Origin of the sequence: Achromobacter spanius, assembly GCF_003994415.1 — a bacterium.
In the GTDB taxonomy this organism is placed as follows: Bacteria; Pseudomonadota; Gammaproteobacteria; order Burkholderiales; family Burkholderiaceae_B; genus Achromobacter; species Achromobacter spanius_C.
The window spans coordinates 783,596-796,172 of record NZ_CP034689.1; the positions used below are offsets into that span (position 1 = coordinate 783,596).

13 protein-coding genes are annotated in these 12,577 nt (G+C 62.4%); 11 read left to right on the forward strand and 2 right to left on the reverse strand.

Features of this window, described 5'->3' with window-relative positions; all coding sequences use genetic code 11:
- Window positions 1–54: 54 nt before the first annotated feature.
- From ELS24_RS03475 to erpA, 10 genes are all read left to right on the forward strand, one after another.
- Window positions 55–1,209: an ABC transporter substrate-binding protein gene (locus tag ELS24_RS03475; protein ID WP_050447128.1), complete on the forward strand. Its 1,155-nt coding sequence runs from the start codon at window positions 55–57 to the stop codon at window positions 1,207–1,209.
- Window positions 1,210–1,381: 172 nt separating this feature from the next.
- The gene (locus tag ELS24_RS03480) at window positions 1,382–2,263 is read left to right on the forward strand and encodes a branched-chain amino acid ABC transporter permease (protein WP_050447129.1); all 882 of its coding nucleotides are present in this window, start codon (window positions 1,382–1,384) and stop codon (window positions 2,261–2,263) included.
- A 3-nt stretch (window positions 2,264–2,266) separates the two neighbouring features.
- Window positions 2,267–3,148, forward strand: coding sequence for a branched-chain amino acid ABC transporter permease (locus ELS24_RS03485; RefSeq protein WP_050447130.1), 882 nt, complete (start codon window positions 2,267–2,269; stop codon window positions 3,146–3,148).
- Complete coding sequence (locus tag ELS24_RS03490; RefSeq protein WP_050447131.1) at window positions 3,141–3,929, forward strand: ABC transporter ATP-binding protein; 789 nt, start codon at window positions 3,141–3,143, stop codon at window positions 3,927–3,929. Before ELS24_RS03485 ends, ELS24_RS03490 begins: the two co-directional genes overlap by 8 nt.
- 55 nt (window positions 3,930–3,984) lie before the next feature.
- Window positions 3,985–4,695: an ABC transporter ATP-binding protein gene (locus ELS24_RS03495; protein WP_050447132.1), complete on the forward strand. Its 711-nt coding sequence runs from the start codon at window positions 3,985–3,987 to the stop codon at window positions 4,693–4,695.
- Window positions 4,696–5,012: 317 nt separating this feature from the next.
- On the forward strand, window positions 5,013–5,441 hold the full coding sequence (rplM, locus tag ELS24_RS03500) for a 50S ribosomal protein L13 (RefSeq protein WP_006217309.1): 429 nt from the start codon (window positions 5,013–5,015) through the stop codon (window positions 5,439–5,441).
- A 9-nt stretch (window positions 5,442–5,450) separates the two neighbouring features.
- The gene (gene rpsI / locus ELS24_RS03505) at window positions 5,451–5,843 is read left to right on the forward strand and encodes a 30S ribosomal protein S9 (protein ID WP_006217310.1); all 393 of its coding nucleotides are present in this window, start codon (window positions 5,451–5,453) and stop codon (window positions 5,841–5,843) included.
- A gap of 213 nt (window positions 5,844–6,056) precedes the next feature.
- Entirely contained in the window at window positions 6,057–7,121 is a 1,065-nt protein-coding gene (argC, locus tag ELS24_RS03510) for an N-acetyl-gamma-glutamyl-phosphate reductase (protein WP_050447133.1), read from the forward strand.
- Window positions 7,122–7,167: 46 nt separating this feature from the next.
- The gene (locus tag ELS24_RS03515; RefSeq protein ID WP_428839678.1) at window positions 7,168–7,917 is read left to right on the forward strand and encodes a DUF6776 family protein; all 750 of its coding nucleotides are present in this window, start codon (window positions 7,168–7,170) and stop codon (window positions 7,915–7,917) included.
- 86 nt (window positions 7,918–8,003) lie between these two features.
- Window positions 8,004–8,375, forward strand: coding sequence for an iron-sulfur cluster insertion protein ErpA (erpA, locus tag ELS24_RS03520; RefSeq protein WP_006217313.1), 372 nt, complete (start codon window positions 8,004–8,006; stop codon window positions 8,373–8,375).
- 85 nt (window positions 8,376–8,460) lie between these two features.
- Here the strand turns inward: erpA and ELS24_RS03525 are convergent, their stop codons facing one another.
- Both ELS24_RS03525 and ELS24_RS03530 read right to left on the reverse strand, forming a co-directional pair.
- The gene (locus ELS24_RS03525; protein WP_127186239.1) at window positions 8,461–9,540 is read right to left on the reverse strand and encodes an anhydro-N-acetylmuramic acid kinase; all 1,080 of its coding nucleotides are present in this window, start codon (window positions 9,538–9,540) and stop codon (window positions 8,461–8,463) included.
- Window positions 9,541–9,673: 133 nt separating this feature from the next.
- On the reverse strand, window positions 9,674–11,083 hold the full coding sequence (locus tag ELS24_RS03530; RefSeq protein WP_050447135.1) for a M23 family metallopeptidase: 1,410 nt from the start codon (window positions 11,081–11,083) through the stop codon (window positions 9,674–9,676).
- 256 nt (window positions 11,084–11,339) lie between these two features.
- On the opposite strand from ELS24_RS03530, the gene tyrS reads away from it, so the two are divergent.
- Window positions 11,340–12,569 carry a tyrosine--tRNA ligase gene (gene tyrS / locus ELS24_RS03535; protein ID WP_127183409.1) on the forward strand — a complete coding sequence of 410 codons (1,230 nt, stop codon included), beginning with the start codon at window positions 11,340–11,342 and terminating at the stop codon, window positions 12,567–12,569.
- The last annotated feature ends 8 nt before the right edge of the window (window positions 12,570–12,577 follow it).

Genomic DNA, 12,577 nt, shown 5'->3' on the forward strand with positions numbered 1-12,577 from the left:
TACACCAGCCCGGATTACCAATATTCCGAGACAGACTTTAAGGTGGTATCAACCATGCAATCCAAGACCAAGAAGCTGCTGGCCGCGCTGATCGCCGCCGGTATCGTCCCGGCTGCGCACGCGGCTGACATCAAGCTGGGTGTGGCGGAAGCCCTGTCCGGCGGCGCCGCTCAGTATGGCGTGTCGATTCGCAACGGTTTCCAGCTTGCCGCTGACGAAATCAACGCCGCGGGCGGCATCAACGGCAACAAGCTGGTGCTGGTGGTTGAAGACGAACAAGGCAAGAAAGAAGAAGCCATCAACGTCTTCAAGAAACTGATCTTCAAAGACAACGTCCTGATGGTCTTCGGCCCGACGCTGTCGAACTCGGCCCAAGCCGCCGACCCTGTCGCCCAAGCAGCCAAGACGGTTGCCTTTGGCACGTCCAATACCGCTGACGGCATCACGTCCATCGGCAACTACGTGTTCCGCAACTCGGTCACTGAAGCCGACGTGCTGCCGGCCACCATTTCCACCGTCAAGGCAAAGACCGGCCTGAAGAACGTGGCCGTGCTTTACGGTAACGACGACGTCTTCACCAAGAGCGGCTACGACAACTTCAAGAAGGCCCTGGAAGACCAGAAGATTCCGGTCACCACGACCGAAACGTTCGCCAAGGGCGACGTGGACTTCAAGGCGCAACTGACCAAGATCAAGGGCACCAACCCCGACGCCATCGTGCTGTCCGCACTGCTGGCCGAAGGCGCGCCCATCATGGTGCAGGCCCGTCAACTGGGCCTGAACGTGCCCGTCATCGGCGGCAACGGCATGAACTCGGTCAAGATTTTCGACCTGGCCCCTGGCGGCGCATCGAACAATCTGTGGATCGGCAGCCCGTGGTCCATCGAGAACAAGGCCCCCGAGAACGTCAAGTTCATCGATGCCTACAAAGCCAAGTTCAACGGTTCGCCCGACCAGTTCGCGGCGCAGTCGTATGACGCCCTGTACATCGTGGCCCAGGCGCTGAAGAACACCAAGATCACTGGTGAACTGGCCAAGGACCGCGCGGCCCTGCGCGACGCCTTGCCCGCTGTGACCTGGACCGGCGCCACTGGCCCGTTCAAGTTCCGCCAAGCCAAGGACCGTGCCGGCAAGCCCGCTGGCTACGATGCCGACCAGTCGCCGATCGTCAGCGTGACCAAGGACGGCAAGTACGTCATCGAGAAGTAAGCGCTACGCATCCCCGCGCGGGGGGATGCGCCTTGCGGACCGCCGTCAGGCAGCCCGCAAGGCGCTTTTTATCGCAGGGCCGTCCCCATAAAAGCAATGCCGTCTTCGCGGGCGGCGTCAGGCCATGCAGTGGGCGCTGCATGGGGCCCTCATAGATCTGGAAAGTCCCATCATGTTCGAACAACAATTCGTCAATGCCTTGTCGCTGGGCTGTGTGTATGCACTGTTCGCGCTGGGCTTCACGCTGATCTTCGGCGTGCTCGGGGTGATCAACCTGGCGCACGGCGCCGTCTTCATGGTTGGCGCCTATGCGGCACTGTTCGTGGTTCAGCAATTCGGCCTGCCCCTGTGGGGCGCGCTGATGGCCGCCTTCTTCGTCGCTGGCTTCACTGGGGTCATCATCGACTACCTGGTGCTCAAGCCGCTGCGCAAGCGCAACGCGCCGCACTTGATTCCCATGATCGCCACCATTGGTGTAGGCATCATCCTGAATAACGGCGCCCAGAGCATCTTCGGCGCCAGCAACCTGCGCTTCCCGCACGGCACCGTGCCCGAAGAAGTGATCGAAGTCGCGGGCTTGCACCTGACCGTCATCGAACTGGGCATCATCTTCCTGTCGTTCGCGTTGATGGCCGTGCTGATGTACGTGATGCGCCGCACGCAATTCGGCCGCGCGCTACGCGCCATCGCCGAATCGCCCAAGGCTGCGTGGCTGCTGGGCATCAACGTTGAAAAACTGTTCGTCACGACCTCGTTCGCCGCCGCCGCCCTGGGTGGCGTGGCCGGCGTGCTGATCGGCCTGTACTCGAACGCGCTGTTCCCGCTGATGGGCCAGCCGATGCTGCACAAGGGCATCGCGGTCATCATCCTGGGTGGCATGGGCGACATACGCGGCGCCATGCTGGGCGGTCTGTTCCTGGGATTCGCCGAGGTGCTGTCGGTGGCCTATATCGGCTCCACCATGCGCGACGCGGTGGCTTTCGGCCTGCTGTTCCTGATCCTGCTGGTGCGCCCGCAAGGACTGTTCGGCAAAGTGGTTCAACGCAAGGCTTAAAGAATGAGCGGATTCGAAAACTTCTGGGCCATTTACGGCAACCTGGTGCTTACGCTGGGCACCAATGCCTTGCTGGCCCTCTCCATCTGGCTGACCCTGGCCTGCGGCATGCTGGCCATGGCCAATGCCGCCTTCATGGGTATCGGGGCGTATACCGCCGCGCTGCTCACCATGAACTACGACGCCCCGTTCTCGGTCGCGCTTGCCGGGGGCATGGCTGCGCCCGCATTGGTCGCGGCCTTGATCGGCCTGCCGACACTGCGGTTGTCAGGGGTCTATCTGGCCATGGCCACGCTGGGCTTTGGCGAAGTGGTGCGCGTCACCATCCTGAACACCGAATCGCTCACTGGCGGCGCCCTGGGCCTGAACGGCATTCCGCAACTGACGCAGTGGTGGCACGTGGTGCTGGCGGTGGTGATCGTTCTGTTCGTGCTGTGGCGTGTGCGCGCCTCCAAGATCGGACGCTCGTTCGACGCCATCCGTGGCGACGAAACGGCGGCTGGGCTGATGGGCATCGACGTGCGCGCCAACAAGATGCTGGCGTTCGTGGCCGGCGCGATGATCGCGGGCCTGGCTGGCGCCTTGAACGCGCACCTGACCTTCTTCATCGGCCCCAATGAATACGGCTTTGACCGTGGTGTTGAAATCCTGACCATGGCCATCCTGGGCGGTATCGGCGGCTTGGCCGGTCCCGTGCTGGGCAGCTTCATCATTACCGTGCTGCCGGAATTGCTGCGCGGTTTTGCGGATCTGCGCCTGGTCGCCAACGGAGTGATTCTGGTGGTGATTGTGTTGTTCCTGCCGCAAGGCATCTGGGATCCGGCGCGTTTCAAGCGCTGGATGCGTCAAGGCTCGGGCGGCCAGGGAGGCAAGCGCCATGCTTGAGCTTTCTTCCGTCTCCAAGAGCTTCGGCGGCCTGCATGTGCTGCATGACGTCAACCTGTCCGTGCCCGAAGGGTCCATCTTCGGCTTGATCGGCCCCAACGGCGCCGGCAAGACCACGGTGTTCAACCTGATCACCGGCCTGCTGCCGCCCAGCGGCGGCACCATCACGTTCCAGGGCGACAGCGTGCTGGGCAAGAAGCCGCACAGCATCACGCGCATGGGCATTGCCCGCACGTTCCAGAACATTCGTCTTTTCAAAGAGATGACGCTGCTGGAAAACGTGGTGGTCGGCGCCTACCGGCACATGAATTACGGCTTTCCCAGCCTGCTGCTGGGCCTGCCGGCCTACCGCGAGCACGAAAAGCGCGCTCGCGAACGCGCGCACGAACTGCTGACGTGGATGCGTCTGGATCACAAGGCCAATGATCTGGCCGACAACCTGTCCTACGGCGAACAGCGCCGCCTGGAGCTGGCGCGTGCGCTGGCCACCGAGCCCAAGCTGCTGCTGCTGGACGAGCCGGTTGCGGGCATGAACACCGGCGAACGTGCCGAACTCATGCGCGAGATCCTCGCCATTCGTGACCGCGGCTACACCATTCTGATGATCGAGCACGACATGCGCTTCGTCATGGGCTTGTGCGAACGCATCGCGGTGCTGAACTTCGGCAAGATCATCGCTTGCGGCGGCCCCGACGAGATCCGCAACAACGAGCAAGTCATCGAGGCCTATCTGGGTCGCGAAGACGACGAAGACACCGAACAAGTGGAGGCAGCCAAATGAGTCGCTGGGCCGCTCCCAATACGAATCCCGTAGCGCGTTGCGCGGAGGTTGCACAATGAGCGCGATGCTTGAAGTCCGCGGGCTCGAGGTCAACTACGGCCATATCGAAGCCGTCCGCGGCATCGATCTGGACCTGAACGCCAACGAAATCACCGCCCTGGTCGGCGCCAATGGCGCCGGCAAATCGACCACGCTGCTGGCGCTGTCGGGCCTGTTGCCCAAGGCGCGCGGCCGCGTCATGTTCGAAGGCGAAGACATCACCAACCTGGCGCCACACCAACTGGTGGCGCGCGGCATCGTGCAAGTGCCGGAAGGCCGGGCAATCCTGACCACCATGACGGTGCAGGAAAACCTGGAACTGGGCGCCTACCGCCGGGGCCTGAAGAATGTGGGTTCCGATCTGGAATATGTGTTCAACCTGTTTCCGCGCCTGAAGGAACGGATCACGGGCATCGCGGGCAACCTGTCCGGCGGCGAACAGCAGATGCTGGCTATCGGCCGGGCCCTGATGGCCAAGCCCCGCCTGCTGCTGCTGGACGAGCCGTCGATGGGCCTGGCGCCGATCGTCGTGCAGGAAATTTTCCGATCACTGCGCGCCATCAATGCCGACGGCCTGACCCTGTTCCTGGTGGAGCAGAATGTGCGCCAGGCGCTGAAGATTGCCCAAAGCGGCTATGTGCTGGAAAACGGCGCCATGGCGCTGTCGGGCACGGGCCGCGAATTGCTGGGCCATCCGCGGGTGCTTGAAGCGTATCTGGGCGCCTGACCGTGCCTCGCGTTCCGGGTTTTGTCCCCGGATTTGCATGTGCGCTGGCTGCAACATGGCTTGCGGCCAGCCACCGCCTGACTTCATTTCACTTGCCCAATTTTTGAGCAGCCGTGTTAGAATTTCAGGCTTTCCCTCATTTTGACCATTGCACGGGCGGGTAATAACGCTTAGGCGGGACGTCGATAAAGGCAAAACTGAAGGCAAAAACCCGAACCAAAATTCTGGGTTTCGGTTGATCAGCTTTTGCCCAGTTGGGGAAAGAACACTGGCTAGACGTTCTAGCCAGCAAGAACTTTTTATTCTTAGGAACCATCATGAAGACCTTTGTGGCCAAGCCGCATGAAGTCCAACGTGACTGGTTTGTGATCGACGCCAAGGGCAAAGTCCTCGGTCGTGTGGCCAGCGAAGTCGCACGTCGTCTGCGTGGCAAGCACAAACCTGAATTCACGCCGCACGTTGATACTGGCGATTACATCGTCATCATCAACGCTTCCGATATCGTCGTTACCGGTACCAAGGCGAAGGACAAGAAGTACTTCCGCCACACCACGTACCCGGGCGGTATCCGCGAAACGAACTTCGAGAAAATGCAAGAGCGTTTTCCCGGTCGCGCCATTCAGAAGGCTGTCAAGGGCATGCTGCCCAAGGGTCCTCTGGGCTACGCCATGATCAAGAAGCTGAAGGTCTATGCTGGTGCCGAGCACCCGCACACCGCCCAGCAGCCCAAGACGCTGGATATCTAAGGAAACGCCATGATCGGTAACTGGAATTACGGAACCGGCCGTCGCAAAACTTCGGTGGCTCGCGTTTTCATCAAGAAGGGCACGGGTAAGATCGTTGTCAACGGCAAGCCCGTCGACGATTTCTTCGCCCGCGAAACTGGTCGCATGATCGTGCGCCAACCGCTGGAATTGACCGGCCACCTGGAATCGTTCGACATCAAAGTCAACGTCCACGGCGGCGGTGAAACCGGCCAGGCTGGCGCAGTCCGTCACGGCATCACGCGTGCCCTGATCGACTACGACGCGACCCTGAAGCCCGCACTGTCGCAAGCTGGCTTTGTGACCCGCGATGCCCGTGAAGTCGAACGTAAGAAGGTCGGCTTCCGCAAGGCACGTCGTCGCAAGCAGTTCAGCAAGCGTTAATGTTGCTGCAAAAAACCCGCTTCGGCGGGTTTTTTGTTTTTTGGGCGGTGATGACGCTACGGCTCCGGTGGCCAGCTTCTGCTGCGCGGAACTCCGCCCCATCTAAGCCGGTCGGATGAGTCCAGATGGCCATCGCGATGCTCGCGTCGGCACAACCCTGTATTCTCCGGGCGATACAATCTGTTTTCGTCCTACGAAGAGTTCATACCTATCATGGCCCAAGCATCGAATACCCGTATCAAGGTTGGTATTGTCGGCGGCACCGGTTATACCGGCGTCGAGCTGCTGCGCTTGCTGTCGCAGCATCCCAACGTGGAATTGACCGCCATCACGTCCCGCAAGGAAGACGGGCTGCCGGTCGCTGATATGTACCCGAACCTGCGAGGCCGAGTGAACCTGGCCTTTTCCGCGCCCGAAAAGGCCTCGTTGACGGACTGCGACGTGGTGTTCTTCGCCACACCTCATGGCGTTGCGATGGCGCAAGCCCAGGAACTGATCGCCGCGGGCACCCGCGTCATCGACCTGGCCGCTGATTTCCGTCTGCAGGACATCCCCACGTTCGAACGCTGGTACAAGATTCCCCACACCTGCCCCGACATCCTGGCCGAATCCCAATATGGCCTGGTGGAGCTGAACCGCGACGCCATTGCCAAGGCCCGCGTCATCGGTAACCCCGGCTGCTACCCCACCACCGTGTTGTTGGGTCTGGCGCCGCTGCTGGAGGGCGGCAAGTCGCTGGTGGATACGCAAACGTTGATCGCCGACTGCAAGTCCGGCGTGTCGGGCGCGGGCCGCAAGGCGGAAGTGGGTTCTCTGTTTTCGGAAGCGTCCGACAATTTCAAGGCTTATGGGGTGGCCGGCCACCGCCATCATCCGGAAATCGTAGCCCAGTTGGAGAAGATTGCCGGGGGCAAGGTTGGTCTGACGTTCGTGCCGCACCTGGTGCCGATGATCCGTGGCATGTTCTCGACCCTGTACGCCCGCATCTTGCCCGAGGCGCGCGACACGGACTTCCAGGCGTTGTTTGAACAGCGCTACGCCAATGAGCCTTTTGTTGACGTCATGCCGGCCGGCAGCCTGCCCGAAACCCGTTCAGTGCGCGCGTCGAACAACCTGCGTATCGCACTCAGCCGCCCGGGCAATGGTGACCAATTGATCGTCCTGGTCGTCCAGGACAACCTGGTCAAGGGCGCCGCGGGCCAAGCAGTACAGAACATGAACTTGATGTTCGGTGTTGCCGAGTCCACGGGCCTGGACCAGGTGGCCATTCTGCCTTGATGTTTTGCAAGGGCTGGCGCTGTATGCTGCCGGCCTTGCGCGCTTTATGCCAGCCGACTCCGCTTCCCCCAGCCCGCCACCCCGCTCCAGGAGCGGGCTGCGCCGCATGCTGGCAGGGGCGCTGATCGGCCTGTTGGTGGGCGGCTCCGCTGGTTACGGCTACGCGCTGCGGCAAGCACGGCCGCAGGACGCAGTGGTGATCAGCAAGCAGCAGGCCGAGGCGCAAACCGAAGCCATGCGCCAACAGGGCGCGCAGTTGCGCTACACCCAAAGCCAGTTGGATACGGCGGACGGCGAACTCGTCATCGAGCGCGCGGCACGCCAAGAGCTTGAAACCCAGTTGCGCACGGCTCAGGCCGAGCTTGGCCGGGTACGCGACCAATTGGCGTTCTACGAGCAGTTGTTGCCCGCTGGGCCGGAAGGGTCGGTGGATATCCGCGGCGTGCAGATAGACCGTGAAGGCGGCGGTTTGCGCTACAAGGTGCTGCTGATGCGCAGCGGCCGCAATGGCGGTGCTGTTTTTGCGGGTGCGCTGCGGTTTCAGGCCACCGGTGTGCTCGGGGGAGAGACCGTTACGGTGGAACTGGCCCCCATGCAGGTGAGGGCCGAAGCTGGCCCGGTAACCGCCACGGGCGAGTCGACGTCAGCCGCATCGCTGGCCTTGCAGTTTGATCAGTACCAACGCAGCCAGGGCATCCTGGCGATTCCCGAGGGATTTGTCCCCGAAAGTGTGACCGTCAGCGTCCTCGAAGGCGAAACCGTCCGCGCCTCGCGAAGTGTCAAACTGGAACTTTGAGTCTAGTCAAGCCCTGCGCTATAGTGACACCATGCGAGCGCCGTTGCCGCTCACCGAAATATGGCCGATCCGGCCAGGAGTGAACCATGAATGCAGTAACCGAAACCGTCGATCTTCAGGCCGCCCCGCCTGTGCCCTTGGTATTTACCGACTCGGCTGCCGCCAAAGTGAAGGATTTGTTGGCCGAAGAAGGCAACCCCGACCTGAAGCTGCGCGTCTTCGTCCAAGGTGGCGGCTGTTCGGGCTTTCAGTATGGCTTTACGTTTGACGAAGTCGTGAACGAAGACGACACCGTGCTGGACAAGGCTGGCGTTCAACTGCTTGTTGACCCGATGAGCTTTCAATACCTGGTCGGTGCTGAAATCGACTACAAGGAAGACCTTGAAGGCGCCCAATTCGTTATCCGCAATCCCAACGCCAGCACCACCTGCGGCTGCGGTTCCTCGTTCTCGGTGTAATCGCCCTGGCAGGAAAGTAAAAGCCCTTCGGCATGCCGAAGGGCTTTTTTGCATTGGTCTGACACTCCCGCGAAACGCTCGCCCGTCATGCCGGATACAGTGCGCCCAGCACCCGCGGGCCGCGCGCGCCTGTCACCGCGGGTTGTCCCGCGGGTTTGCGTTGAACAAAGGCCTGCGCCAGCCAGGCGAAGGCCAGCGCTTCGACCTGCTGCGCCGGCACGCCAAGCGCGTCGGTCGGATGCACGGGGCGTTGCAGGCAATACGTCAGTTCCCGCATCAGGCCGCCGTTGCGCGCCCCGCCTCCACACACGAAAACCTCTTGCGTCTGTGCGGCAGCCGCGTCGATGGCGTTGGCAACCGTACGCGCGGTCAGGCGTTGCAGGGTCGCCTGCACGTCTTGCGGAGCCGGCGTAGGGCCGTCAAATGTCGCAAGGCGGTCATCCAGCCATTGCAGGTTGAATAGATCGCGACCGGTGGATTTCGGCGCGGGAAGGGCGAACCAGGGTTCGCTGGCGATCAACTGTTCAAGCAGGGGGGCCACGACCTGGCCCGTGGCGGCCCAGCGGCCGTCCGCGTCATAGGGCGAGCCCAAATGACGTTGGCACCATGCGTCAAGAAGAACATTGGCCGGCCCTGTGTCGAAGCCGCGTGCAGGCATGCCAGGCACAAGCAGCGTGACGTTGGCGATGCCACCCAGGTTGAGAACGGCACGGCCTTGCGGCGCGCCGAAGATGGCAGCGTGGAAGGGAGGAACCAGCGGTGCGCCTTGGCCGCCCGCCGCCACATCCCGGCTGCGGAAATCCGCCACCACATCAATGCCGCTGAGTTCCGCAAGCAGGGCGGGTGCGTTGAGCTGCACGGTATAGCCGCTCTCTGGACGGTGCCTGACGGTCTGGCCGTGCGCGCCGATGGCGGTCACATCGCGGGCGCTCAACCCCGCATCCCGCAGCAAGCCGGCCACGGCCTGGGCATACAGCCGGGCCAACGCATTGGCGGCCAGGGCGGCGCGCGCCAGCTCATCGTCGCCGGATCGGTTCAATGCCAGTAGTTCGCGCCGCAAGTTCTCGGGCATGGGCAGGCTGGCGCTGGCCAGGACCTGGGGCGCTTGCGTGTCGGCCAGGCGCACCAGCACGCCGTCTACGCCGTCGACGCTGGTGCCCGACATCAAGCCGATATAAAGCGCCGCGCTGGCGGACGATACAGGTACGGTGGAGTTCACGGGCGCCTCAAGAAAGAAAAAAGGCGGCCGGCAGAGTGTGCGCGGGCCGCCTTTCAGGACGTTTGCTATTGCTAGCCGTCTAGCGGCTGGCCACGTTGGTCAGCGCGTCGGGCAGCGTCTGCTGGAACTGCGTCAACAGTTGGATTTGCTGCTTGTACGGCGCCACTGCCTGGTTGAACGCGCGAGCTTCCGCCGGCTCCAGGGCGCGGGCAACGGGCAGGTCCACCGACAGGGGGTCGATCGGCACGTTGTTGACGCGGAACTCGTAGTGCAGGTGCGGGCCGGTGGCCCAGCCTGTGGACCCGACGTAACCCAGCAATTGGCCTTGCGAGATTTTGGAACCCTTGGTGATGCCGGCGGCGATGCGGCTCTGGTGAGCGTACAGCGTCGAATACTTGCCGTGATGCTTCACGATGACCACGTTGCCGTAGCCGTTCTGCCAGCCCGAGAACTCAACCGTGCCGTCCGCCGTGGCATGGATCGGCGTGCCCGAAGGCGCGGCGTAGTCCACGCCCTTGTGGCCGGTCCAGGTCTTGTGGATCGGATGCATGCGCATGCCGAACGTGGAGCTGATGCGGCTGAACTTCAGCGCGGTGCGCAAGAAGGCGCCGCGCAGGCTGGTGCCGTCGAAGTCGTAATACGAACCCGACTTTTCGTCCGGGCTGAACCACACGGCGTTATAGGTCTTGCCGCCGTTGATGAATTCCAGGGCCAGCACGCGGCCCGCGCCAGCGTAGCGGCCGTCGTGGGAGCGGACTTCGTACACCACGCGGAATTGGTCGCCTTGACGCAGGTCGCGCAGAAAGTCGATCTTGGCGCTGAGGATGTCGGCCATCTGCATGGTGACCGAATCGGGGATGCCGGCGCCGTCCGTGGCGCCAAAGAGCGACGACTTGATCGTGCCCACGGCAACGCGTGTCTGGCGCTCGGTGCTTTCAGTGACTTCCTCGGCCTTGTAGCTATCGCCCGAGGGGGCAACATGCAGCATGCGCGTCACCACCTGGCCATCGCTTTCGTTGCCGGGCGTGTGGATGTAGCGCAGCCAGATCAGCTTGCCCTGCTCATCCGTGGCGGCCTGCACCGAGCGTCCCGGGTACAGCTTATAGATGCTGCGGGCGCTGGCGTCGTGCGTCAGGAAACTTTGCAGGTTGGGCGCGTCCAGCTCCAGCCGTTGCAGTACCGCGGAAAGCGTGTCCCCGGGGCGGATGCGGGTTTCGCTGATGTACGGCGCGGCGCTCGGCGTGCTGACTTCGACTTGCTCGGCGGTCAGCGGCAGAATGCTCTGGATGATGCGGGACGGGGGGAGTTCGGAGCGGTCGGGTTGCTGCACCATGCCCAAGGCGGCGGCGCCGGCAAACAGACCGATTGCGGTGACGAGAAGAGTGCGGCGGAAAAGTCCCGAGCGATGGGGCTTGGGCTCAACGGGCGCAAACAGGGCAGCAACTTTGCGCTTGATGCTACTCGCCAGTTCGTGGAGGCCACGATTCATCGTGAAGATACCCTCTCAGGTGGCTGGGCTCTCAGGGTGCGTGGCACGATCGGCCCCGCGCGCCACGATATCCGGGGCAAGGGCTGGCGCTGCGCGCATCTTGTGAACAACGGGGTGGTAGGCCGAACCGCAACTGCGTATAGATAGTAGTTGCGTATGATTGGGCGGTATCCTAGCTGATTCGGCTAGAATTTTCGATAGTTTTCGTCACTTTTTACACCTTTTTGTCGGCTGAAGCCGCTTTGGTCCCCCTGCCATGTCTCCCTCTGAAGCCCCTATTACTCCTGAAGTCGAAGCCGATCTGCGTATAGCCAAGCGCGGTTGCGACGAATTGCTGGTTGAATCCGAATTCGCTCGCAAGCTGGCCAAGAGCCGCGCGACCGGCGTGCCGCTGCGCATCAAACTGGGGCTGGATCCCACCGCGCCGGACATCCATCTGGGCCATACGGTGGTGCTGAACAAGATGCGCCAGTTGCAGGACCTGGGGCACAACGTCATTTTCCTGATCGGCGACTTTACCTCCACCATCGGCGACCCCAGCGGCCGCAACAGCACACGGCCGCCGCTGACCCGCGAACAGATCGAGTCCAACGCCAAGACCTATTATGCGCAAGCCAGCCTGGTGCTGGATCCGGCCCGCACCGAGATCCGTTACAACTCCGAATGGTGCGATCCCCTGGGCGCGCGCGGCATGATCCAACTGGCTTCGCGCTATACGGTGGCCCGGATGATGGAGCGCGAAGACTTCACCAAGCGCTTCAAGGGTGGCATCCCGATTTCGGTGCATGAGTTCCTGTATCCCTTGATGCAGGGCTATGACTCCGTGGCGCTGAAGTCCGATCTGGAGCTGGGGGGCACCGATCAGAAATTCAACCTGCTGGTCGGGCGCGAGTTGCAAAAGGAATATGGCCAGGAGCCCCAGTGCATTCTGACGATGCCGCTGCTGGTGGGTACGGACGGCGTCGAGAAAATGTCCAAGTCCAAGGGCAACTACATCGGTATTTCGGAGTCGCCCGACTCGATGTTCGGCAAGCTCATGTCGATTTCCGACACGCTGATGTGGCGCTACTTCGAACTGCTGTCCTTCCGTTCGCTGGAAGACATCGCAGCCCTCAAGCAAGAGACGGATGGCGGCCGCAACCCCCGCGATGCGAAAGTCATGCTGGCTCAGGAAATCATCACCCGCTTCCATTCCGCCAAGGCGGCGGACGACGCGCTCGCCTCCTTCGAGGCGCGCTTTCGCGACGGCGCCATTCCCGAGGACATGCCCGAGGTGAACATAGGCGGCGCGCCGATTGGCATTCTGAAGCTGCTGCGCGAGGCGGGTCTGGTGGCCTCCGGCTCGGAAGCCCAGCGCAACGTGGAGCAGGGCGGTGTGCGTGTCAACGGCGATCGGGTCGAAGATAAATCGTTGCAATTGCCGGTTGGAACTTACGTGGTGCAGGTGGGCAAGCGCAAGTTCGCGCGTGTTAACTTGAACCCATGATTGCGAAC